Below are 20,414 nucleotides of genomic sequence, written 5' to 3'. Positions count from 1 at the left end.
TTTCAGCCTTCGCGCAATACGGTCAGAGGGCTGGCGTTCAGTGCGCGGCGCGTACCGAAGACCCCGGCCCCGCCGATCAATACCGCACCGATCACCGGCAGCACCAACAACCACGGGTGCGGGTGCCAGGCCAGGTCAAAGGCATAGCGGTACAGCACCCACGTCACCAGCTCGGTTCCCAGCGCCGCCAGCAACCCGCTGACGGCACCCAGCAAGCCGAACTCGATGCGCCTGGCCTTGACCAGCAGCTTGCGCTCGGCGCCCAGGGCGCGCAGCAGTGCACCTTGGCGGATCCGCTCATCAAGGGTGGCCTGCAGGCCGGAGAACAACACCGCCATTCCGGCCGCCAGCACAAACAGCAGCACGTACTCCACCGCCAGGGTCACCTGCGCCAGGATGCTGCGCAACTGCTCCAGCAGTGCCTCGACCTGCAGGATGGTCACGGCCGGGAAGGCACGCGACAGATCGACAATCTGCTGGTCGTGCCCAGGTGCCAGGTAAAAGCTGGTCAAATAGGTCGCGGGCAGATCCTTCAGCGTGCCTGGCTGGAAAATCATGAAGAAGTTCGGCTGGAAGTTGTCCCAGTTGATGGTGCGCAGGCTGGTGACCCGCGCTTCACGGTTTTCCCCGCCCACGGTAAACACCAGGTGGTCGTTGAGTTTGAGCTTGAGGCTTTCTGCGACCTTGGCTTCTACCGAGACCCCGGGGATCTCGTCGGTGGGTTGCTGCGACCACCAGGTGCCCGCTGTCAGGGCGTTGCCCGGTGGCAGGTCGGCGGCCCAGGTGAGGCTCAAGTCACGTTGCACCGCGCGGTCGCCGCTGGAGTCCTTGCTGACAATCTCCTGCACCGGTTCGCCGTTGATGCTGATCAGCCGGCCCGGCACCACGGGATACAGCGGTGCTGACTGCGCCTGCAGCTCCAGCAGGCGAGCGCCGAACGCGTCTTTGTCGGCCGGCAGGATGTTGAGGGCGAAATAGTTGGGCGCATCCTTGGGCAACTGGTTTTGCCAGGTGTCTAGCAACTCGCCGCGCAGCAGGGCAATCAAACCCATCGACAGCAGGATCAGGCCAAAGGCCAGGGACTGGCCAGCCGCCGCCAGCGGGTGACGCAGCAATTGTCCCAGGCCCAGGCGCCAGGGCAGGGAGGCGCGGGCCAGCAGGCGTCGCAGGCTCTGCAACAGCAACAGGAGCAGGCCACCGAGTACCAGCGCTGCCACCACGCCACCGCCGAGCAGGGCGAAGGTCAGCACCAGGTCGAGGCTCAGGCGCCACATGATCAGGCCCAGGGCGAACAGGGCTGCGCCGTAGACCATCCAGGTGCTGGAAGGAATCGGCAGCAAGTCGCGACGCAGTACCCGCAGCGGCGGCACCCTACCCAATGCCGCCAGTGGCGGCAGGGCGAAGCCGGCGAGGGCGACCAGCCCGGTGCCGATCCCGGCGATGGCCGGCAGCAGGCCGCCAGGCGGTACGTCCGCCGGCAGCAGATCGTGCAGGAAGTAGAACAGGCCAAACTGCGCGAGCCAGCCGAGCAGTGCGCCGGTGAGGCTCGCCAGCAGGCCCAGTACGCTCAATTGCAGGCTGAACAGCAACATCGCTTCACGGCGCGATAACCCCAGGCAGCGTAACAATGCACTGGCGTCGAAGCGGCGGGTGGCGAAACGGTTGGCCGACAAGGCCACGGCGACGCCGGCCAGCAGCACTGCCACCAGGCTTGCCATGTTCAGGTAGCGCTCGGCCTTGCCCAGGGCACCGCCAATCTGCTGGTTGCCGTCTCGCGAGTCCTGCAGGCGCTGGTTGGCGGCGAGGCCGGGCTTGACCAGGTCGCGATAGGTTTGCAGCGCTGTGCTGCCCTGTGGCCCGCGCCACAGTTCGCGGTAGCTGACGCGGCTGCCGGGCTGGACCACACCGGTGGCATCCAGGTCCGCCAGGTTGATCATCACCCGGGGCGTGAGGCTGTAGAAATTACCGGCGCGGTCGGGTTCGTAGGTGAGGATGCGGGCCAGGCGCAGGGTCTTCATGCCGACATCGATACTGTCGCCGACCTTGAGGTCGAGTGCAGTCAGTAGCCGCGCCTCCACCCAGGCTTCACCGGGCTTCGGGCCACCTCCCGGGGTTTCATCGCCAAACGGCGCAGCCGCGCTTTTCAGCTCACCGCGCAGCGGGTACTGCTCGTTGACCGCCTTGATGCTGGAGAGCTGGATGCCGTTGTCGGTGGCAATCACGCTGGAGAATTCGACCACCCGGGCGTGATCCAGGCCCAGCTCGGTCCCCGACCGGATTTGTTCGGGCCGCGCCGGCGAGCTGCCTTCAAGCACCAGGTCGGCGCCGAGGAACTCGGTGGCGCGCAGCATCATGGCGCCATTGAGGCGGGCACCGAAATAGCCGATGGCGGTGCTGGCAGCTACCGCCACCAGCAGGGCGAAGAACAACACGCGCAATTCGCCGGCGCGGGCATCGCGCAGCAATTGGCGCATGGCAAGGCTGAACAGGCGCAACAGCGGCAAACGTGCCATCAAGGCTCCAGGGGTGCGACCATCAGGCCGGCTTCAAGGCGGATCAGGCGTCGGCAACGGTGGGCCAGGCGCTCGTCGTGGGTGACCAGCACCAGGGTCGTGCCGCTTTCTTTGTTGAGCTCGAACAGCAGGTCGCTGATGCGCTCGCCGGTGTGGCTGTCGAGGTTCCCGGTGGGTTCATCGGCAAACAGCACGTCCGGTTCGGCTGCGAACGCGCGGGCGATCGCTACGCGTTGCTGTTCACCGCCGGACAACTGGCGCGGCGAGTGGGTCAGGCGTTGGCCCAGGCCGACTCGCTCCAGCAAATGGGTGGCGCGCTCGCGGGCGTCTTTGCGGCCGTCCAGCTCCAGCGGCAGCATGACGTTTTCCAGGGCGTTGAGGCTGTCGAGCAACTGGAAGGACTGGAACACGAAGCCCACGTGCTCGGCGCGGATGCGCGCACGCTGGTCTTCGTCGAGGGTGCTGAGGGCTTGCCCGGCGAGCGTGACTTCGCCGCTGCTGGGCAGGTCGAGGCCGGCCAGCAGGCCCAGGAGGGTGGATTTACCGGAGCCGGAAGCACCGACGATAGCCAGGCTATCGCCCTTGTTCAGTTCCAGGCTCAGTTCGTGCAGGATAGTCAGTTCACCTTCCGCGCTGGGAACCACTTTGCTAAGGTTCCGCGCGGTGAGAATGCTTGCGCCCATGGAGAATCCGATGCGAATGTGGTTTTTGAGTGCTGGCCTGGCCTTGATGTGCATGGCCCAGAACGCAGCGGCGGGTACAGTCCTGATCGTTGGCGATAGTATCAGTGCCGGTTTCGGCCTGGATACCAGCAAAGGGTGGGTAGCGTTGCTGGGACAACGGCTCAAGAAGGAAGGTTTCGACGATAAAGTGGTCAACGCTTCCATCAGCGGCGACACCAGTGCCGGAGGCTTGGCGCGGCTGCCGGCGGCGCTTGCAGAGCATAAGCCGGATGTCGTGGTGATCGAGCTTGGTGGCAATGACGGCCTGCGCGGCCAACCGCCTGCGCAATTGAAACAAAATCTTGCGTCGATGATCGATCAGTCCAAGGCCGGCGGCGCCAAGGTGCTGTTGCTGGGCATGCAGTTGCCACCCAACTACGGCCCGCGCTACACCACGGCATTCGCTGAAGTGTATGGGGCACTGGCCAAGGAAAAAAACGTCCCGCTGGTGCCGTTTTTCCTTGAGGGCGTCGGTGGTCATCCCGAACTGATGCAGGCGGATCAACTGCACCCGGCGGTCGGCGCCCAGGGCAAGTTGCTGGAAAATGTCTGGCCGACGCTAAAACCGCTGCTTTGACGCTTTTCTACCGGCAGGCTTTCGGCTAAGGTGGCGCCCCCCCGATTTGGAGCCCTTGATGTCGCGTCCTGCCTGGTCCCTGTTTAACTACCAACTGATCGAGCCGGACGAGCAGCTGGATCTGTTCGCCTGCCAGGAAGTGCGGGTGCATCTGGTCACGCGGCAATTGGAACTGGGCGGCTCCATCGATCGTACCCTGTGCGGTACGTTACTGCCGGCGCAACCGCGGTGGTCGCTGGTCGATCGCTCGATCTTCCAGGACCAGCGCCTGTGCCCGTTGTGCCGAGCGATTCTGGAGTCCCAGAAGCGCGGCACGCCGCCAATCTGGCCGGAGCTGCGTTTCGAGCTCTAGATGCAGCTGCAAGCTTCACGCTATAAGCTGTAAGCTAGCGGCTGAAAGCTTGTAGCTTGTAGCTTGCAGCTCGCTTTTAACCTACCCGTCGTTCTGCGAAGGATTTTCCGGATGTTGTCGCGCCTTTCCGTCGTCACCTGCTGCCTGTCTCTTGCTGCACTTTGTGCGGCCGGTTCTGCGTCAGCCTTGCAGTTGCCCCTGCCCCCGCCAGGCGAGGACATCGTCGGTCAGGTCCAGGTGATCAAGGCCAAGTACGAAGACACCTTTGCCGACCTGGGCACGACCTATGACCTGGGCTATTCGGAGATGGTCGCGGCCAACCCGGGCGTGGATGCCTGGTTGCCGGGCGCGGGCACTGACATCGTGCTGCCGACGCGTTTCATCCTGCCGCCCGGTCCTCGGGAAGGCATCGTGATCAACCTGGCGGAGTACCGGCTCTATTACTTCCCCAAGGGCCAGGACGTGGTCTACACCTTCCCGCTGGGGATCGGTCGTGAGGGCTGGGGCTCGCCGGTCGCCCACACCACGATTACCGGCAAGATCCCCAACCCGACCTGGACCCCGCCCGCCTCGATCAAGGCCGAGCACGCCGCCAATGGCGATCCGCTGCCCAACGTGGTGCCGGCCGGTCCGGACAATCCACTAGGGCCGTTCAAGTTCACCCTGGGCACCCCGGGCTACCTGATCCATGGTTCGAACATGAAATTTGGTATCGGCACGCGTACGAGCCACGGTTGCTTCCGCATGTTCAACAACAACGTGCTGGAGATGGCCAGTATGGTGCCGGTGGGTACCTCGGTGCGCATCATCAACGATGCCTACAAGTTCGGCAGCAGCGGCGGCAAGGTCTACCTCGAGGCGCATACGCCGCTGAACGACGACGGCACGCCTTCGGTGGTCGACAAGCACACGGCGGTCATCAACGCCCTGCTCAAGCGTGAAGACCTGGCCAATAACCTGCGGGTGAACTGGGATCAGGTGCGTGATGTGGTCGCGGCCGAAGACGGCCTGCCCACCGAAATCGGGGTGCTGGGTGCAGCGCCGGTAGCGTCCAGCGCGCCGATCGACCTGCAGCAATAAGCCTGCTCGACCCTGAGCCCGCCACGGCCTTGCGCTGCGGCGGGCTTTTTATTGCGCGGCAATCGAGGCACGAATCGCGGGCAATAAAAAAGCCGACCCAAGAATGGATCGGCTTGATAACAACCCCGAGGGATTATTACTTGCGGCTTGCTTTTTCAAGCATGCGCAGAGCGCGCTCGTTAGCTTCGTCAGCAGTCTGTTGTGCTTTTTGAGCAGCAGCCAGAGCTTCATCAGCTTTACGGTAGGCTTCGTCTGCACGAGCCTGGGAGCGAGCTGCTGCGTCTTCAGTTGCAGTCAGACGAGCTTCGGTTTCTTTGGAGACGCTGCTGCAACCGGTAGCCAGAACTGCGGCCAGAGCCAGAGCAGAGAATTTCAGAACGTTGTTCATCGTGTTCCCCTTCAAGGACTTTCTATTAAATGGCTATTTCCTCAGAGTGAGTTCATAGCCGGCGTACATACTACTCATTACTTGTAGTAAGTAAACTGACGTAGCGCAAGAAGCAAAAAAAATTCTTGTGCCGAATCTATTTTGGCTAATCTTTTGGAGGTTTGTATAAAAACCGTCCAATTTTTTGCAGTCGGGCGGAAATTGGATCCAGGCTGAAAGGGCCGGCCCGCATGTGTTAAGCCTTGTAAACAGATGAAAATTTATATATCGAGGCCGACACTTTCGCGCTGCTTGCCTTTACCACACCTGGCATCTTTTACGCATGTAGAGTGACTTTAAGAGCGGCAGTTCGTCTCAAGGTTCAACGGCCGGCAAATGTTCAGGCTATCGGTCACCGGTTGATCGAGGCCCTTTCTATATCCACCCATGGCAAGGATGACGAGTGCGGCTTGAGCAATGGCAGGATTGGTGCCTACTATTCTCTACGTGCTGGTTGTGAGCGCTAAAGGTTTTCTCGTTGTCGAAACCGGCACGGGGTGGCGTAGATGTTCCTTCGCCGGAAAAACATCGGTAAGGTAGGGGTCGCAATCTTAGACCCGCGAGGAGTAGTGATGAGCGAGGCGTTGTCCATCCACCATGACCAGGCTGGTCATCAGTTCGAGACCAATGTGGACGGTCATCGTGCCTATCTGACCTATATGGACCTCGGGAAGCAGACCCTGGACATCTATCGGACCTTCGTGCCCAACGCGCTGCGCGGCCGTGGTATTGCGGCGGCATTGACCGAAGAAGCGCTGAAGTTCGCCGAAGAGGCCGGCTACACGGTGATCCCGTCCTGCTCCTATGTCGAACGCTACATGGAGCGCCACCAGCGCCATGCCGCGAAGCTGTAAGCCACACGCTGCAGCATGAAAAACGCCGGGCTTAGCCCGGCGTTTTTGTGTGCGCTCGATTCAGCCGCGCTGTCAGGTGCGTTTGCGCTTGGGCAAGACGTCCTTGAGCTTCGCGTGCATGCTGCGCAGGGTGTTCTCGGTAGCAGCCCAGTCGATACAGGCATCGGTGATCGACACGCCGTACTGCAAGTCGGCGAGGTCCTTTGGAATCGCCTGGCAGCCCCAGTTCAGGTGACTCTCGACCATCAGGCCGATAATCGACTGGTTGCCTTCGAGGATCTGGTTGGCGACGTTTTCCATGACCAGTGGCTGCAGCGCCGGATCCTTGTTGGAGTTGGCGTGGCTGCAGTCGACCATGATGTTCGGCTTGATCTTAGCCTTGTTCAGGGCCTGCTCGCACAGCGCGACGCTGACCGAGTCATAGTTGGGCTTGCCGTTGCCACCGCGCAGCACCACGTGACCGTAGGCGTTGCCCTTGGTGGTGACGATGGAGACGCCGCCTTCCTGGTTGATGCCCAGGAAGCGGTGAGGGCTGGAGACCGACTGCAGCGCATTGATCGCCACGGTCAGGCCGCCGTCGGTGCCGTTCTTGAAGCCGACGGCCGACGACAGGCCGGACGCCATTTCGCGGTGGGTCTGGGATTCGGTGGTGCGGGCGCCGATGGCCGACCAGCTGATCAGGTCCTGCAGGTACTGCGGGGAGATCGGGTCGAGGGCTTCGGTGGCGGTGGGCAGGCCCATTTCCGCCAGGTCCAGCAGCAACTGGCGACCGATGTGCAAGCCGTCCTGGATCTTGAACGAGTCGTCCAGGTACGGGTCGTTGATCAAGCCTTTCCAGCCCACGGTGGTCCGTGGTTTCTCGAAATAGACGCGCATCACCAGGTACAAGGTGTCGGACACTTCCGCTGCCAACACCTTGAGGCGCTCGGCGTACTCGTGGGCAGCCTTGAGGTCGTGGATCGAGCAGGGCCCGATCACCACGAAGAGGCGGTGGTCGGTGCCGTCGAGAATGTCACGGATGACTTCGCGGCCCTTGGTGACGGTCTGCAGGGCAGCGTCGCTCAGGGGGATTTCGCGCTTGAGCTGATCGGGTGTGATCAGCGTCTCGTTGGATTCGACGTTAAGGTCATTGATCGGTAAATCAGCCATCGTGTTACTCGCCAGGGTCACGGGTGCCGGCCGCCAGCCATCCCCGTGCGGCGGGCACAGCATGATTTTGAATACAGGGGGGAGGAACCTTAGCGCGTAACACGGGCCCGCGACAATGGGCAAAGCCCGCTTTAATCCCGTGCAGGCCGCACAAATGCTTCATGGGAGAACTCGCTGGCATGGCGCGCCACCCACTCGCGGGCCAGGGCTTCGAGTTGTGCAGGTGTCGGTTCGGCATCTTCGTGCTGGCGGCAGTAGCGTTCCATCCGGCATGCTTGTTCGCCCATGCGCGCGCCGAACAACGCATGCTCATCGGTAAACGAGATGCCGATGCGATAGCCGTTTTCGACCTTGCGGCACCAGGCTACATAGCCCGGATACCGGGCGTTGGCGCCCAGGGACGGGATGTGCAGGTCAACGGCTGTGCCCTGGCGCCAGGCGCGTGGCCAATGGCAGGCGATGCCGCCCAGGCCGACCGTGTGCAGGCGCTGGCGGGGGAGGGCAGGAGAGGGACGTTGGATTAACTCGACAGCGACATCATCAGGGTGAGGTAAAAAACGACCCATGTACACGGACTCCGAGCACCGTCCAGTTGACGGCGGTGGCAGCAGTATAGTGAAGGAACTGGAATTGACCGACCTGGATATTGACCAGCAATTGCTGGGATTGCCAGGTATTTCGCTGGTGGTGTTCACCAGCGTCGGGTGTTCCAGTTGCCGTTGGGCGCGCCAGCAGCTACCGGGCTGGTCCCTGCCGATTGACCGCGTGTGCTGGGTGGATGCCGGCCACAACGGCGGCGCGGTCGAACGCTACCAGATCTTTCATTTGCCCGCGTTGTTCGTGGTGTGCGAGGGTCAATTCCTCGGGCAGTTACAGACACGTCTTACACTCACTGACCTTACCGACGCGATCAATCAAGCGCTTACCCGTACTCCAGAGGATCTGCCATGACAGCACAGTCGCCCCGCATTGGCATTATCGGCACCGGCGCCATCGGTGGTTTCTACGGCCTGATGCTGGCGCGCGCCGGTTTCGATGTGCACTTCCTGTTGCGCAGCGAATACGCGGCGGTCAGTGAGCATGGCTTGCAGCTGAACAGCAGCGTGCATGGCCACTTGCACCTGCATCCGGTGCAGGCCTACGCACGGGCTGCCGATATGCCGCCGTGCGACTGGCTGCTGGTGGGCACCAAGTCCACGGGTAACGTTGAGCTGGCCCCGACTATCGCCCAGGTCGCGGCGCCGGATGCCAAGGTGGTATTGCTGCAAAACGGCCTGGATGTGGAAGACAGCCTGCGTGAACACTTGCCGGCGTCGCTGCATTTGCTCGGTGGGCTCTGCTACATCGGCGTACACCGCTCCGCGCCTGGCGTGGTCGAGCATCAGGCGCTGGGGCGGGTCAACCTCGGGTATCACAGTGGCACCGCGGCCAACGACGACGCCCGTCGGCAAGCGATTGTCGAAGCCGGCGCCGCGTTGTTCCACCAGGCCGGCATCGACTCCCAGGCCATGGCCAATGTGCATCAGGCGCGCTGGCACAAGTTGGTGTGGAACGTGCCCTACAACGGCCTGTCCGTACTGCTGGGGACCGGCACCACGGCGATGATGGCGGACGAATCCAGCCGCGAGTTGATCCAGGCATTGATGGCCGAAGTGGTGCAGGGCGCCCATGCTTGCGGGCATGAAATCCCCGCCAGTTACGCCGAGCAGATGTTCGCCATGACTGAAACCATGGACGACTACCTGCCGAGCATGTTTCACGACCACGTGCATAAACGCCCGCTGGAACTGGCGGCGATCTATGCGCGGCCACTCGCCGCGGCCAAAGCCGCTGGTTGCGAATTGCCACGGATGCAGGCGCTGTATCAGGCCTTGAGTTTTATTGATCGGCATAATCGCTGAGTGAGGAAACACACCATGGCCAAGGGTTTGGGTGACAAGTTGGTGCTGGCGATTTCCTCGCGGGCACTCTTCGACTTGAGTGAAAGCCACAAGGTCTATCTGGCCGAGGGGGTCGAGACCTACCGCCAGTACCAGATCGAACACGAGGAAGAAATCCTCGAGCCGGGCGATGCCTTCCCGCTGGTCAAGAAGCTGCTGAGCCTGAATGCCAGCCTTGGTCGCGCCCGGGTCGAGGTGGTGCTGGTGTCGCGCAACAGTGCCGACACCGGCTTGCGTGTGTTCAATTCCATCCAGCATTACGGCCTGGATATTTCCCGCGCCGCTTTCGTCGGAGGGCGTAGTCCTTATCCTTATTTGGCAGCGTTCGGTTGCCATCTGTTTCTTTCCACCCATGCTGAGGATGTACGCAGTGCCCTCGATGCGGGGTTTGCGGCAGCGACGATTTTGTCCGGCGGTCCACGCCGTGCCTCCAGTGAGGAATTGCGGATTGCCTTTGACGGTGACGCGGTGTTGTTCTCCGATGAGTCGGAGCGCGTGTACCAGTCCGGCGGGTTGGAAGCGTTCCAGGCCAGCGAGCGCGAGTCGGCGCGCCAGCCGTTGCATGGCGGTCCGTTCAAGGGGTTCCTGGCCGCGCTGAACCTGTTGCAGCGCGAGTTTGCGGACGAGGACTGCCCGATTCGCACGGCGTTGGTCACTGCGCGTTCGGCGCCGTCCCATGAGCGGGTGATCCGCACCTTGCGCGAGTGGGATATTCGCCTGGACGAGTCGCTGTTCCTGGGTGGGCTGGAAAAATCCGCGTTCCTGGAAGCGTTCGCCGCCGATGTTTTTTTCGATGACCAGGCCGGTCATTGCGAGAAAGCCAGGGAGGTGGTGGCCACCGGGCATGTGCCCCATGGCATCAGTAATGAAGTGAAGAGCTAAGTCAATCCAAGTCGTCCGGGCGCTGCTAAGCTGATTCAATCTCCGCCGTCCTGGCAGTCCAGGAGGTTCTATGATTCGCTCGATGCTCTTTGCCACGGACCTTGGTCTGTACGCGCCTTATGTGATGCAGCATGCGTTGGCGCTGGCGCGGACGTTCAAGGCAGATCTGTACGTGATCCACGTGGTCGAGCCGATCGGGTTGTTCGCCGAATCGGTGTTGCAGAGCTACCTTGATGAGAAGGCCCTGAGTGAGTGGCAGAGCCAGGGGCTGACCACGGTGATGGCGACGATCGAGCAGCGGGTGCTGGACAGTTTTCGCGAGGAGTTGGGGGAAGGGGAGCAGGACTTGAAGGTGATTCGCTCGGTACGGGTGATCCAGGGGGATCCGTGCGAGGTCATACTCGATCAATTGCGCAAACTCTCCGTAGACCTGCTGATCGTCGGCAGCCACAGCCACGCGACTTCCGCTGCCACTCCGCTGGGGCGTACCGCAGCTCGGGTGTTGCAGCTGTCTACCGTGCCGGTTTACCTGGTGCCTTCGTTACAACGTCGACGCAGTGATGACGTGTGATGGGTAAATAACGATAAAAAGTTCTAGATTTATCCGTCAAACCTTTAATATAGTTATATACCGTCGCTGATACCCGTGGCGTCTATTTGCTTTGAGGGACACATATGAAGCTTCAACAACTGCGCTACATCTGGGAAGTGGCGCACCACGACCTCAACGTTTCCGCTACCGCTCAAAGCCTCTACACCTCGCAACCCGGTATCAGCAAGCAGATCCGCCTGCTCGAAGACGAGCTGGGCGTCGAAGTGTTCGCGCGCAGCGGCAAGCATCTGACCCGTGTCACCCCGGCGGGTGAGCGCATCATCACCACCGCCGGCGAGATCCTGCGCAAAGTCGAAAGCATCAAGCAGATCGCCCAGGAATTCTCCAATGAGAAGAAGGGCACCCTGTCCATCGCTACCACCCACACCCAGGCGCGTTATGCCTTGCCGCCGGTGATCCGCGATTTCATCAAGCAATACCCTGACGTCGCGCTGCACATGCACCAGGGCTCGCCGATGCAGATCGCCGAAATGGCAGCTGACGGCACCGTCGATTTCGCCATTGCCACCGAAGCCCTGGAGCTGTTCGGTGACCTGGTGATGATGCCGTGCTACCGCTGGAACCGTTGCGTGGTCGTGCCTCAAGGTCACCCGTTGGCCAAGCTGCCGAAGCTGACCCTCGAAGCCCTGGCCGAATACCCGATCGTGACCTACGTGTTTGGTTTCACCGGCCGTTCCAAGCTCGACGAGGCTTTCAGCCATCGCGGCCTCACGCCGAAAGTGGTGTTCACCGCCGCCGACGCCGACGTGATCAAGACTTACGTGCGCCTGGGCCTGGGCGTGGGCATCGTGGCCAAGATGGCCGTCGATACCAACCTCGACAAAGACCTGGTGGTGCTCGATGCCAGCGAGTTGTTCGAGTCCAGCGTGACCAAGATCGGCTTCCGTCGCGGCACGTTCCTGCGGGGCTTCATGTGCGACTTCATCGAGAAATTCGCGCCGCACCTGACCCGTGAAGTCATGGCCAAGGCGATCCAGTGCCACAACAAGCAGGAACTGGAAGAACTGTTCGACGGCGTCGAATTGCCGGTTCACTGATATTGCAGGGGCTGGCTTGCCGTGGTGAGGGCGCGTGCTCCTTCGCCACTACAAGCTCGCTCCTGCAGGCGTTTATTTGGCCTCGGTCACCGTAAAGTGCTGCCGGGCGCCTGCCACCAGAATCTCCACCTCATCCCCTTCGAATTTGTGCAGCAGGCTCTTGCCCAGCGGCGAGCGCGGAGTGATGACGGTCACCGGTTGCCCGACCACATCCACTTTCAAACCCGCCGCGTCCGGCGCCAGGAACAGCCACTGCTGGCGACCGTGCTCGTCTTCCAGCCCGAGTAGCGCGCCGATTTCTATACCGCGCTGATCATCATAAGCACGCAACGGCATGCTCTGGCACAGCGCCAGTGCCTGCTTGATTTCCTCGACCCGTTTGGCTTGGCCCGCCGCGAGGTAGGACGCCTCGAGGCCCAGGGTGTCGTATTTGTTTTCGGCGATGTTTTCTTCGTGGGTCGCGGTTTCGTAGGCGGTCTGCGCGGCGCGTTGGGCAATGTCGAGATCGACGCTGAGCTTCTCCAGCACAAGCTGGTGGACGGCGTGTTTATTCATGGCTGTGCTTGATCATTCGCAAAATTGCAGGACATTTGCCCGGCTCTTTTCATTGGGCGCGTTCTGGTCCTGTTGCAGCCAGAACTGGCACTTGGGGTTGGACAGGTTGCGCGCGTTGGTGCGGGCCTGATCCAGGCTCTGCTGTTGCTCCTGCTTCTGCAGGTTCTGTTGATACTGCTCGAACATTCGGTTCGGCGGTTCCGGCGCAGCTACCGCCGGTTTACCCAGTTGCTGGACGGCTTGGGCCACGGGCGCCAGGGTTTGCGGGAAGAGGTAGCGCGATGCCAGCCAACTGGTCAGCACAATGGCGATAAACCCCAGCCACACCCCCAGGGCGATGGCGAACGTAAGCTTGGGCAGCGACAACGATTGATCCGACATGATGGCCTCCTGGCAGGCAATTGCGGCGTGGCGGCGATTGTCGCACAGCCGCTGTGCAGAATAATCGCGATCAAGCCTTCTGCATCAGGGCATTTATGCGGACAATCGGGCCTTTGATCGTAGGAGCCCGGAATGAAAGCCCGCTGGGATATTTTTTGCAGCGTCGTCGACAATTACGGCGACATCGGCGTGACCTGGCGCCTGGCCCGGCAATTGGTGGTGGAGCACGCCTGTAACGTGCGTTTGTGGGTCGACGACCTGCGGGCCTTCGAGCGCATGTGCCCGGAAATCGATGTGCACCTGGACGAGCAATGGCAAGAGGGCGTGGAAGTGCGCTTCTGGCCGACCGAATGGCGGGACACGGCCTCCGCCGATGTAGTCATCGCCGCGTTCGCCTGCCAGTTGCCGCCCGAGTACATGGAAGCCATGGCCGCAAGCGCGCGTGCGCCCTTGTGGATGAACCTGGACTACCTCAGCGCCGAAGAGTGGGTGGTGGGTTGTCATCGCCTGCCGTCAGTGAAGTTCAAGGGGGTGCAGAAGTACTTCTTTTTCCCGGGTTTCCGACCGGGCACCGGTGGGCTGCTGCGCGAGGCTGGATTGCTGGAGCAGCGCCAGGCGTTTCAGCAGGACGCAGCCGCACAGCGCCAGTTCCTGCAGGCCCTGGGCGTATTTGCGACAGAGGGAGCACGCCTGATTTCATTGTTCGCCTACGAAAATGCCGGGCTCGGCCGTTGGCTGGATGTGTTGTCGAGCGACGTGCGGCCCACGCACCTGTTGGTCCCGGAAGGGCGGATCCTCGGTGATGTGCAGCGCTGGCTTGGCGTGGAGGGCCTGGTGGCGGGGGACGTGCATCAGCGCGACGCCCTGACCGTGCAGGTGCTGCCGTTCGTGCGCCAGGAGCAATATGACCGCCTGCTCTGGTGCTGCGACTTCAATGCGGTGCGCGGCGAAGACTCGTTCGTGCGTGCCCAGTGGGCCGGACGGCCGCTGTTGTGGCACATCTATCGGCAGGACGAAGACATCCACCTCGACAAGCTCGATGCCTTCCTCGCGCTGTACACCGCGGCGTTATCACCGGCCGCCAGCGCTGCATTGATCGCACTCTGGCAAGCCTGGAACACTGATGGCGATATGTCACAAGCGTGGAAAATGCTGCTGGAGCACTGGCCGGAGGTGAACCAGCATGCGCAGACGTGGTGTCTGGAACAAGGCTTGCAGGCCGATCTTGCGACGGCGCTGGTACAGTTTTATGAAAGTTGGATATGATACGCGACCTTGATTTTTGTAAATCCCATCCAAATTTCGGATATACGCAATGAAAACTGGTAAAGAACTGAAACCCGGTACAGTGATCCGTCTCGAAAACGACCCTTGGCTGGTTCAGAAAGCTGAGTTCACCAAGTCTGGTCGTAACAGCGCAATCATGAAGACCAAGCTGAAGAACCTGCTGACCGGTTACAAGACCGAGATCGTCTACAGCGCCGATGACAAACTGGACGACGTGATCCTCGACCGCAAAGAAGCGACCCTGTCCTTCATCAGCGGTGACACCTACACGTTCATGGACACCACCGACTACACCATGTACGAGCTGAACGCTGAAGATATCGAAGCCGTTCTGCCGTTCATCGAAGAAGGCATGGAAGACGTCTGCGAAGCTATTTTCTTCGAAGAGCGCCTGGTTTCCGTAGAGCTGCCGACCACTATCGTGCGTAAGGTTGCCTACACCGAAGGTTCCGCTCGCGGCGACACTTCGGGCAAGGTAATGAAGCCAGCCAAGCTGAGCAACGGTACCGAACTGCAAGTAGCCGATTTCATCGAAATCGACGACCTGATCGAGATCGACACCCGCGAAGGTGGTTCGTACAAAGGCCGCGCTAAGAAGTAATTCTGGCTCGCCAACAAAAAACCCGACTTAGCGTCGGGTTTTTTTATGCGCGGCTGTTTATCAGACGGCAACGTGCAGGCGTACTTCGACATTGCCACGGGTGGCGTTGGAGTACGGGCACACCTGGTGGGCGGCATCGACCAGGCTTTGCGCCTCGTCCTGGGCCAGGCCCGGCAGGCTGATATGCAGGTCGATATCCAGGCCGAAACCACCGGGGATCTGGCCGATGCCGACGTGGGCAGTGATCGAGGCGTCATCCGGGATTTTGCGTTTAGTCTGGCTGGCGACGAATTTCAGTGCGCCGATGAAGCAGGCCGAATAGCCGGCGGCGAACAGTTGCTCAGGGTTGGTGGCCTGGCCACCGGCACCGCCCAATTCCTTGGGGGTGGAGAGTTTGACGTCGAGGATGTTGTCGCTGGAAACAGCGCGACCATCACGGCCGCCGGTGGCGGTGGCTACTGCGGTATAGAGCGTTTGCATGGTGTCGTCCTCTTGGTGTTCTAGCGCTAAATATTTGCGCGCTAAGTAGTTGGTGAGGCGAATGTATAGCGCTAATGTTTAGCGCGCAAGATAAATTTTAAAAATTTTCGCCTCGATGCACAAACGGTAGGAGCCGGCTTGCCGGCAAGCCGGCTCCTACAAGGGGGAAGGGGGGTTAGACGCTGGCTTGCAAATGACTGCGCAAGGCAATCAGGTCAGCCTGCAGCTTGAGCAACTGTTCCAGCTCCAGTCCGCTGGCGCCAAGGATGCACTGCGGAATGCCCATGGCCTTGTCCTGCAGGGCACGGCCGGCGGCGGTCAACTCGACGACGACGACCCGTTCATCTTCGCGGCTACGGGTCCGGCTGAGCAGGCCTTCAGCCTCCAGGCGCTTGAGCAGGGGCGTGAGCGAGCCTGGATCAGTCAGCAGGCGGCTGCTGATTTCGCCGACGGTCAAGCCATCTTCTTCCCACAGCACCATCATGGCCAGGTACTGCGGGTAGGTCAGGCCGAGGGCTTGCAGCAGGGGTTTGTAGACCTTGGTCATCAGCAGCGAGGTCGAGTGCAGGGCGAAGCACAGCTGGTTATCCAGCATCAGGGACTCGCAGGGATCGGGGTTTTTGCTCATGGCGGTGCCTCAAAAAAGCGTATCTGGCCTGGAATCTAGCGGGCAAATCTTTAATGCGCCAGATAATTCTGTCCGGGTGGTCAGACAAGCCCGCTCTGCAGCGCCAGATCCCAGGGCGGCACCGGGCTGAAGCGCGATTTCAGGTATTCCAGCAACAACCGGCTGCGGGCATTCGCCTGCTGTTCCAGGCGCAAGGCGTAAATCCCGGTGGTTTCCGGGCTGGGCAGGCCATCCTCGCAAAACAGTGGCAACAGTTCGCCGCGTACCAGGTATTCACTGGCCAGCCAGGTGGGCAAGTGGGCGATCCCCAGCCCGGCGAGGGCGCCGGACAGCAGGGCTTCGGCGTTGTTGGCGCTCATGCGGATGCGCTGCGGACGATAGGTGGCGCGGCGCCCGTCCAGCTCGAAGCGCCATGCGAACATGGGGGCCAGGCCGTCCCAATCCAGGCCGTCATGCTCGCTCAGTTCGCGCGGATGAGTGGGCGTGCCGCGGCTCTTCAGGTAGGCCGGGCTGGCACAGGCGATGCGCACGATGCTGGCCAGCGGCGTGGCGATCAGGCGGGTATCGACGATATGCCCGGCGCGCAATACCAGGTCGACCTTGCCCAAGTGGGCGCCCTGCATGTCGACAAAGCTGTCGATCAAATGCAGGTGCACATCCAGCCCCGGGTACACGTTGAGGAAATCCGCAATCACCGGCGCCAGGTGCCGTCGGCCAAATGCTGCGGGCGCATCCACGCGAATCAGGCCTTCTGGCGCATGGCTCAGGGACACCGCCTCGGCGCGCGCCAGTTGCAACTCGCTGACAATCCGCCGCGCCCGCTCGGCAAACGCCAGGCCGGCAGGCGTCGGCACCACGGCGTGGGTGCTGCGCTGGAACAGGCGACTGCCCACCGAGCTTTCCAGGCTGTCGATGCGCCGAGCCACCGCCGAGGGTGTCAGCGGATGACGGCGGGCGGCGGCGGAGAAGCTGCCGGTTTCCAGGACATCCAGAAACAGGCCGAGCTGATCGGTGAGAGTGTTGGGGTTCATAGGCATACGCTTATGCGAAATTGGCACAGCCATTGTGCGTTGCTGTGCGTTTCCGTGCCAGGGGCGACTGCGTAGCATGCAAGGCCTGGAATGGGGGAGTAGCGAACGGTGTTGGATTTAGCGATGTACCTGATATTGGGCGCGGCCCTCGGCACAGTGGGCGGCCTGTTCGGGATTGGGGGTGGCTTGATCGCCATCCCGGTCCTTGGCGTCTTGTTCGGCCTCGATCAGCAACTTGCCCAGGGCACGGCGCTGGTGATGGTGGTGCCCAACGTGATGCTGGCGCTGTGGCGTTATCACCAGCGCAACCGTATCGAATTGAGGCATGCGCTGCCCTTGGGCGTGATGGGCTTCAGCTTCGCCTGGCTTGGCTCGATCTGGGCCGTGGGGCTGGACGCAGGCGCGATGCGCATCGGCTTTATCGCATTCCTGCTGACGCTGTCGGCCTACAACCTGCTGCGCATGTTCACACGCAACGCGCCGCCTACCGCGCAAATGCGTTATTCCTGGCCGTGGCTTGGCGTCTTGGGCGCAGCTTCCGGCTCCATGGGCGGGCTGTTTGGCGTCGGGGGCGCGGTAGTTGCTACCCCGGTGCTGACCAGCCTGTTCGGCACCACCCAAGTGGTCGCCCAAGGCCTGTCCCTGGCCCTGGCGCTGCCCAGCACCAGCGTGACCCTGGTCACCTACGCCTGGCACCACGAAGTGGACTGGATGATCGGCGTGCCGCTGGCCGTTGGCGGAATGCTCAGTATCAGTTGGGGCGTGAAAGTGGCCCATGCGCTGCCGGAGCGTGTATTGCGCGGCCTGTTTTGCGGCTTCCTGGTGGTGTGCGCGGTGATGCTGACGTTTAAAGTTTGAAGCCTTCGATGATGTAGTCGGCCAGGCAATCGGTAATCGGCGAGGCCAGCAATGGGTTGCGCAGCAGGCGCAGATTCATCGAGGGCAATGGGGGGAAGCCGTCCTCGCTGCCGAGTATGCACAGGTCCGGGGTCACCAGGCTTTCCATGCTGACCATGGCCGCCAGGCCCGCGCTGACAACGGCCTGGATCGCCGCCCCGTTGGAGCTGTGGTAGGCCAGGCGATAATTGCGCTCGGCCGAATCGAGTGCCGCCAGGGCCCATTGCGTGTAGAGGCAGTCGCCACCGGGAATCGCCAGGGGCAGGGCGTCGTGCTCGTCCACGCAAAAGCACGGCGCCGCCGCCCATACCATGCGTTCAGTGCGCAACAGCTCACCGACATCATTGCCCGGCTCGCGGCTGATAACGGTCAGCGCCAGGTCCCGTCGCTGCATCAGCACGCTTGATCCCTCACAGTGCATCTCGATCTGGATCAGCGGGTAGGCCTTGGAAAACTGTTTGAGAATGCCCGGCAGGAAGCGCATCACGTAGTCATCCGGCGTGCCGATGCGCACCAAGCCGACCATGTGGGGCTCGCGCAAGGTATTGAACACCTCGCTGTGCAGCTTGAGGATGCGTCGCGCGTAGCCCAACAGCACCTGACCCTCGGGCGTCAGCCGGACCTGACGCCCGTCGCGCTCGAACAGCTTGCGTTGCAGCACGTCTTCTTCCAGGCGTTTCATCTGCATGCTCACCGCTGATTGGGTGCGGTTGACCAATTCGCCGGCGCGGGTAAAACCGCCCTGGTCGGCGATGGCGACGAAGGTACGCAGCACTTCGGTGTCGATGCTCGGGTAGCCGGACAATTGATCAATCTCTGAGATGTATTGCATAAGAAACATTCGTTGGATTGATCATAAGGCCAAGCACACACTCGCGTCATCCCCACTGGAGGGCGAGAAGATGAAAGGTCAAAGAGGCTTTGTGTTGCTGGCGAAACGTCCGTTTTCCGGGTTGTTCCATAAGGTTGTGCGGTGGCAGGCGCTGCATGCGGAGCGCCAGACACTGGCAGCCTTGAGTGATGATGCGCTCAAGGATATCGGGCTTAACCGCGGCGACGTCGAGCAGGATCGCCACCTGCATTTCTGGCAAGACCCGCTGCGAAAATGATGCGGGATGCAGTAGGGTAGTCGGCGCGCCCATATGGAGATTCGCATGCCCGCCGACCTGTCTTTGTCACTCAAGCAAGCTCGACGCCTGGCACTGGCCGCCCAAGGTTTTTCCGGGCGCCAGGCGCCTGCACTGATCAAGGCCGCTCACATCAACCGCTTGGTCGAACGCCTGGGTGTATTGCAGATCGATTCGGTGAATGCCGTGGTGCGTTCTCACTACCTGCCATTGTTTTCCCGCTTGGGCACTTACTCCCCGTTGATCCTCGAACAGGCGGCCTGGAGCCAGGGGCGCCGGCGTTCGCTGTTCGAATATTGGGGGCATGAGGCCTCGCTGCTGCCGATGGCGTTGTACCCGTTGATGCGCTGGCGCATGCAGCGGGCGCAGCAAGGGCAGGGCATTTATTCGCAAATGGCGCGCTTTGGCCGTGAGCAGCAGGCGGTCATTCAACGCGTCCTGAAGACCGTGGAGCAGCAGGGTGCGCTGGGCGCGGGGAGTCTGTCGACTCGCGAGGAGCGCGCCGGCCCCTGGTGGGACTGGAGCGAGGAAAAACACGCACTCGAATGGCTGTTTGCTGCGGGGCTGGTCACCGTGGCCGGTCGACGTGGGTTCGAGCGGCTCTACGATTTGCCGGAACGGGTGATCCCTGGCGAGATCCTGCTGACAACGGTGGGCGAAGCCGAGGCCCAGCGCGGCTTGCTGTTGCACAGCGCGACTGCACTTGGCGTCGCTACCGAAAAAGACCTGCGCGATTACTTCCGCCTCGACCCTGCCGACAGTCGCAATCGCCTGGCCGAACTCGTGGAGGACGAGCAGTTGCAGGTGTGCCAGGTGCAAGGTTGGAAACAACCGGCGTACTGTCTGCCCGAGCCGAAAGTGCCACGCAAGGTGCCGGCCAGCGCGTTGCTGTCGCCGTTTGATTCGCTGGTCTGGGAGCGCGCGCGTACCGAGCGCCTGTTCGATTTTCGCTACCGGCTGGAGATCTATACCCCGCAAGACAAGCGGGTCTATGGCTACTACGTGCTGCCGTTCCTGCACAACGAACGCATCGCCGCGCGCATCGACTTGCGCGCCGAACGTGCCAACGGGCGGCTGGCTGTACATGCGGTGCACGAAGAAGAACCGGGGCTGGATGAAGAGGGGATGCTGGCGCTGGCCGCGAACCTTCGACAGATGGCCGACTGGCTGGGGCTGGAACAGATCCAGCTCAATTGCCAGCGGCCAAGTGCCGACAGGTTGCGGGCGGCGATGATCAGTCGGGACAGGCTTGTTTAGAGCCCCATCGCGGGCACTTGTGGG

25 protein-coding genes are annotated in these 20,414 nt (G+C 61.8%); 14 read left to right on the top strand and 11 right to left on the bottom strand.

Annotated elements, in window-relative coordinates:
• Positions 1-2: 2 nt before the first annotated feature.
• Together AC07SI_RS15365 and AC07SI_RS15360 are read right to left on the bottom strand one after the other, a co-directional pair.
• Positions 3-2,513 carry an ABC transporter permease gene (locus AC07SI_RS15365; protein ID WP_106804749.1) on the bottom strand — a complete coding sequence of 837 codons (2,511 nt, stop codon included), beginning with the start codon at positions 2,511-2,513 and terminating at the stop codon, positions 3-5.
• Positions 2,513-3,196, bottom strand: coding sequence for an ABC transporter ATP-binding protein (locus AC07SI_RS15360; RefSeq protein ID WP_065901727.1), 684 nt, complete (start codon positions 3,194-3,196; stop codon positions 2,513-2,515). The genes AC07SI_RS15365 and AC07SI_RS15360 overlap by 1 nt, the downstream gene beginning before the upstream one ends.
• Positions 3,197-3,206: 10 nt before the next feature.
• Here AC07SI_RS15360 and AC07SI_RS15355 point away from each other — a divergent pair, with 10 nt between their 5' ends.
• From AC07SI_RS15355 to AC07SI_RS15345, 3 genes are all read left to right on the top strand, one after another.
• Entirely contained in the window at positions 3,207-3,812 is a 606-nt protein-coding gene (locus AC07SI_RS15355) for an arylesterase (RefSeq protein ID WP_065901725.1), read from the top strand.
• Positions 3,813-3,870: 58 nt separating this feature from the next.
• Positions 3,871-4,164: a hypothetical protein gene (locus tag AC07SI_RS15350; protein ID WP_003172705.1), complete on the top strand. Its 294-nt coding sequence runs from the start codon at positions 3,871-3,873 to the stop codon at positions 4,162-4,164.
• Between the two features lie 111 nt (positions 4,165-4,275).
• Positions 4,276-5,244, top strand: a complete 969-nt coding sequence (locus AC07SI_RS15345; RefSeq protein ID WP_495006001.1) for a L,D-transpeptidase family protein — start codon at positions 4,276-4,278, stop codon at positions 5,242-5,244.
• 136 nt (positions 5,245-5,380) lie between these two features.
• Here AC07SI_RS15345 and oprI read toward each other — a convergent pair whose 3' ends face one another.
• Positions 5,381-5,632: an outer membrane lipoprotei OprI gene (oprI, locus tag AC07SI_RS15340; protein WP_003172710.1), complete on the bottom strand. Its 252-nt coding sequence runs from the start codon at positions 5,630-5,632 to the stop codon at positions 5,381-5,383.
• Between the two features lie 611 nt (positions 5,633-6,243).
• On the opposite strand from oprI, the gene AC07SI_RS15335 reads away from it, so the two are divergent.
• Positions 6,244-6,525 (top strand): GNAT family N-acetyltransferase, encoded by a 282-nt coding sequence (locus AC07SI_RS15335; protein ID WP_003189869.1) that lies wholly within the window; start codon positions 6,244-6,246, stop codon positions 6,523-6,525.
• A gap of 72 nt (positions 6,526-6,597) precedes the next feature.
• Here AC07SI_RS15335 and AC07SI_RS15330 read toward each other — a convergent pair whose 3' ends face one another.
• A complete protein-coding gene (locus tag AC07SI_RS15330; protein WP_016975370.1) occupies positions 6,598-7,674 on the bottom strand; it encodes a 3-deoxy-7-phosphoheptulonate synthase in 1,077 nt (358 codons plus the stop codon).
• A gap of 131 nt (positions 7,675-7,805) precedes the next feature.
• Complete coding sequence (locus AC07SI_RS15325; RefSeq protein ID WP_106804747.1) at positions 7,806-8,240, bottom strand: PilZ domain-containing protein; 435 nt, start codon at positions 8,238-8,240, stop codon at positions 7,806-7,808.
• On the opposite strand from AC07SI_RS15325, the gene AC07SI_RS15320 reads away from it, so the two are divergent.
• From AC07SI_RS15320 to cysB, 5 genes are all read left to right on the top strand, one after another.
• The gene (locus AC07SI_RS15320) at positions 8,239-8,625 is read left to right on the top strand and encodes a YbbN family protein (protein ID WP_065901722.1); all 387 of its coding nucleotides are present in this window, start codon (positions 8,239-8,241) and stop codon (positions 8,623-8,625) included. The two genes, AC07SI_RS15325 and AC07SI_RS15320, sit on opposite strands and share 2 nt — an antisense overlap.
• Positions 8,622-9,575, top strand: a complete 954-nt coding sequence (locus tag AC07SI_RS15315; protein ID WP_495006000.1) for a putative 2-dehydropantoate 2-reductase — start codon at positions 8,622-8,624, stop codon at positions 9,573-9,575. Before AC07SI_RS15320 ends, AC07SI_RS15315 begins: the two co-directional genes overlap by 4 nt.
• A 15-nt stretch (positions 9,576-9,590) precedes the next feature.
• Positions 9,591-10,496: a 5'-nucleotidase gene (locus AC07SI_RS15310; protein WP_201143802.1), complete on the top strand. Its 906-nt coding sequence runs from the start codon at positions 9,591-9,593 to the stop codon at positions 10,494-10,496.
• Positions 10,497-10,566: 70 nt separating this feature from the next.
• Complete coding sequence (locus AC07SI_RS15305; RefSeq protein WP_065901717.1) at positions 10,567-11,067, top strand: universal stress protein; 501 nt, start codon at positions 10,567-10,569, stop codon at positions 11,065-11,067.
• 104 nt (positions 11,068-11,171) lie between these two features.
• Positions 11,172-12,146 carry an HTH-type transcriptional regulator CysB gene (gene cysB / locus AC07SI_RS15300; RefSeq protein ID WP_003189876.1) on the top strand — a complete coding sequence of 325 codons (975 nt, stop codon included), beginning with the start codon at positions 11,172-11,174 and terminating at the stop codon, positions 12,144-12,146.
• Between the two features lie 72 nt (positions 12,147-12,218).
• Here the strand turns inward: cysB and AC07SI_RS15295 are convergent, their stop codons facing one another.
• The gene (locus AC07SI_RS15295) at positions 12,219-12,701 is read right to left on the bottom strand and encodes a GreA/GreB family elongation factor (RefSeq protein WP_065901715.1); all 483 of its coding nucleotides are present in this window, start codon (positions 12,699-12,701) and stop codon (positions 12,219-12,221) included.
• 12 nt (positions 12,702-12,713) lie between these two features.
• Positions 12,714-13,082: a hypothetical protein gene (locus AC07SI_RS15290; protein WP_282396939.1), complete on the bottom strand. Its 369-nt coding sequence runs from the start codon at positions 13,080-13,082 to the stop codon at positions 12,714-12,716.
• Between the two features lie 132 nt (positions 13,083-13,214).
• Between AC07SI_RS15290 and earP the strand changes: the two genes are divergently transcribed.
• Together earP and AC07SI_RS15280 are read left to right on the top strand one after the other, a co-directional pair.
• Entirely contained in the window at positions 13,215-14,348 is a 1,134-nt protein-coding gene (gene earP, locus AC07SI_RS15285) for an elongation factor P maturation arginine rhamnosyltransferase EarP (protein ID WP_495005999.1), read from the top strand.
• A 49-nt stretch (positions 14,349-14,397) separates the two neighbouring features.
• Positions 14,398-14,970 carry an elongation factor P gene (locus AC07SI_RS15280; protein ID WP_003172723.1) on the top strand — a complete coding sequence of 191 codons (573 nt, stop codon included), beginning with the start codon at positions 14,398-14,400 and terminating at the stop codon, positions 14,968-14,970.
• Between the two features lie 60 nt (positions 14,971-15,030).
• Here AC07SI_RS15280 and AC07SI_RS15275 read toward each other — a convergent pair whose 3' ends face one another.
• The 3 genes from AC07SI_RS15275 to AC07SI_RS15265 form a co-directional block, all read right to left on the bottom strand.
• Complete coding sequence (locus tag AC07SI_RS15275) at positions 15,031-15,450, bottom strand: organic hydroperoxide resistance protein (protein ID WP_106804741.1); 420 nt, start codon at positions 15,448-15,450, stop codon at positions 15,031-15,033.
• Between the two features lie 175 nt (positions 15,451-15,625).
• Complete coding sequence (locus tag AC07SI_RS15270; protein ID WP_065901707.1) at positions 15,626-16,078, bottom strand: MarR family winged helix-turn-helix transcriptional regulator; 453 nt, start codon at positions 16,076-16,078, stop codon at positions 15,626-15,628.
• 80 nt (positions 16,079-16,158) lie between these two features.
• Entirely contained in the window at positions 16,159-17,109 is a 951-nt protein-coding gene (locus AC07SI_RS15265; protein ID WP_106804740.1) for a LysR family transcriptional regulator, read from the bottom strand.
• A 108-nt stretch (positions 17,110-17,217) separates the two neighbouring features.
• Here AC07SI_RS15265 and AC07SI_RS15260 point away from each other — a divergent pair, with 108 nt between their 5' ends.
• Complete coding sequence (locus AC07SI_RS15260) at positions 17,218-17,967, top strand: sulfite exporter TauE/SafE family protein (RefSeq protein ID WP_065901703.1); 750 nt, start codon at positions 17,218-17,220, stop codon at positions 17,965-17,967.
• Here AC07SI_RS15260 and AC07SI_RS15255 read toward each other — a convergent pair.
• The gene (locus AC07SI_RS15255; protein WP_120447963.1) at positions 17,957-18,838 is read right to left on the bottom strand and encodes a LysR family transcriptional regulator; all 882 of its coding nucleotides are present in this window, start codon (positions 18,836-18,838) and stop codon (positions 17,957-17,959) included. The two genes, AC07SI_RS15260 and AC07SI_RS15255, sit on opposite strands and share 11 nt — an antisense overlap.
• Before the next feature lie 70 nt (positions 18,839-18,908).
• Here AC07SI_RS15255 and AC07SI_RS15250 point away from each other — a divergent pair, with 70 nt between their 5' ends.
• A complete protein-coding gene (locus AC07SI_RS15250; protein WP_065901701.1) occupies positions 18,909-19,115 on the top strand; it encodes a DUF1127 domain-containing protein in 207 nt (68 codons plus the stop codon).
• A 45-nt stretch (positions 19,116-19,160) separates the two neighbouring features.
• Entirely contained in the window at positions 19,161-20,390 is a 1,230-nt protein-coding gene (locus AC07SI_RS15245) for a winged helix-turn-helix domain-containing protein (protein WP_495005998.1), read from the top strand.
• The last annotated feature ends 24 nt before the right edge of the window (positions 20,391-20,414 follow it).

Source organism: Pseudomonas sp. GW821-FHT05D12 (genome assembly GCF_059419825.1).
Note: the sequence above shows the minus strand (reverse complement) of the source record. Positions and strands in the feature narration are given on the sequence as shown.

Coding starts and splice junctions, on each gene's coding strand:
- AC07SI_RS15280 (WP_003172723.1), top strand. CDS start 14,398: ATGAAAACTGGTAAAGAACTGAAACCCGGTACAGTGATCCGTCTCGAA.
- AC07SI_RS15275 (WP_106804741.1), bottom strand. CDS start 15,450: ATGCAAACGCTCTATACCGCAGTAGCCACCGCCACCGGCGGCCGTGAT.
- AC07SI_RS15335 (WP_003189869.1), top strand. CDS start 6,244: ATGAGCGAGGCGTTGTCCATCCACCATGACCAGGCTGGTCATCAGTTC.
- AC07SI_RS15290 (WP_282396939.1), bottom strand. CDS start 13,082: ATGTCGGATCAATCGTTGTCGCTGCCCAAGCTTACGTTCGCCATCGCC.
- oprI (WP_003172710.1), bottom strand. CDS start 5,632: ATGAACAACGTTCTGAAATTCTCTGCTCTGGCTCTGGCCGCAGTTCTG.
- AC07SI_RS15250 (WP_065901701.1), top strand. CDS start 18,909: ATGAAAGGTCAAAGAGGCTTTGTGTTGCTGGCGAAACGTCCGTTTTCC.
- AC07SI_RS15355 (WP_065901725.1), top strand. CDS start 3,207: ATGCGAATGTGGTTTTTGAGTGCTGGCCTGGCCTTGATGTGCATGGCC.
- AC07SI_RS15345 (WP_495006001.1), top strand. CDS start 4,276: ATGTTGTCGCGCCTTTCCGTCGTCACCTGCTGCCTGTCTCTTGCTGCA.
- AC07SI_RS15360 (WP_065901727.1), bottom strand. CDS start 3,196: ATGGGCGCAAGCATTCTCACCGCGCGGAACCTTAGCAAAGTGGTTCCC.
- AC07SI_RS15245 (WP_495005998.1), top strand. CDS start 19,161: ATGCCCGCCGACCTGTCTTTGTCACTCAAGCAAGCTCGACGCCTGGCA.
- earP (WP_495005999.1), top strand. CDS start 13,215: ATGAAAGCCCGCTGGGATATTTTTTGCAGCGTCGTCGACAATTACGGC.
- AC07SI_RS15265 (WP_106804740.1), bottom strand. CDS start 17,109: ATGAACCCCAACACTCTCACCGATCAGCTCGGCCTGTTTCTGGATGTC.
- AC07SI_RS15350 (WP_003172705.1), top strand. CDS start 3,871: ATGTCGCGTCCTGCCTGGTCCCTGTTTAACTACCAACTGATCGAGCCG.
- AC07SI_RS15295 (WP_065901715.1), bottom strand. CDS start 12,701: ATGAATAAACACGCCGTCCACCAGCTTGTGCTGGAGAAGCTCAGCGTC.
- AC07SI_RS15325 (WP_106804747.1), bottom strand. CDS start 8,240: ATGGGTCGTTTTTTACCTCACCCTGATGATGTCGCTGTCGAGTTAATC.
- AC07SI_RS15270 (WP_065901707.1), bottom strand. CDS start 16,078: ATGAGCAAAAACCCCGATCCCTGCGAGTCCCTGATGCTGGATAACCAG.
- cysB (WP_003189876.1), top strand. CDS start 11,172: ATGAAGCTTCAACAACTGCGCTACATCTGGGAAGTGGCGCACCACGAC.
- AC07SI_RS15315 (WP_495006000.1), top strand. CDS start 8,622: ATGACAGCACAGTCGCCCCGCATTGGCATTATCGGCACCGGCGCCATC.
- AC07SI_RS15330 (WP_016975370.1), bottom strand. CDS start 7,674: ATGGCTGATTTACCGATCAATGACCTTAACGTCGAATCCAACGAGACG.
- AC07SI_RS15305 (WP_065901717.1), top strand. CDS start 10,567: ATGATTCGCTCGATGCTCTTTGCCACGGACCTTGGTCTGTACGCGCCT.
- AC07SI_RS15255 (WP_120447963.1), bottom strand. CDS start 18,838: ATGCAATACATCTCAGAGATTGATCAATTGTCCGGCTACCCGAGCATC.
- AC07SI_RS15310 (WP_201143802.1), top strand. CDS start 9,591: ATGGCCAAGGGTTTGGGTGACAAGTTGGTGCTGGCGATTTCCTCGCGG.
- AC07SI_RS15365 (WP_106804749.1), bottom strand. CDS start 2,513: ATGGCACGTTTGCCGCTGTTGCGCCTGTTCAGCCTTGCCATGCGCCAA.
- AC07SI_RS15320 (WP_065901722.1), top strand. CDS start 8,239: ATGTACACGGACTCCGAGCACCGTCCAGTTGACGGCGGTGGCAGCAGT.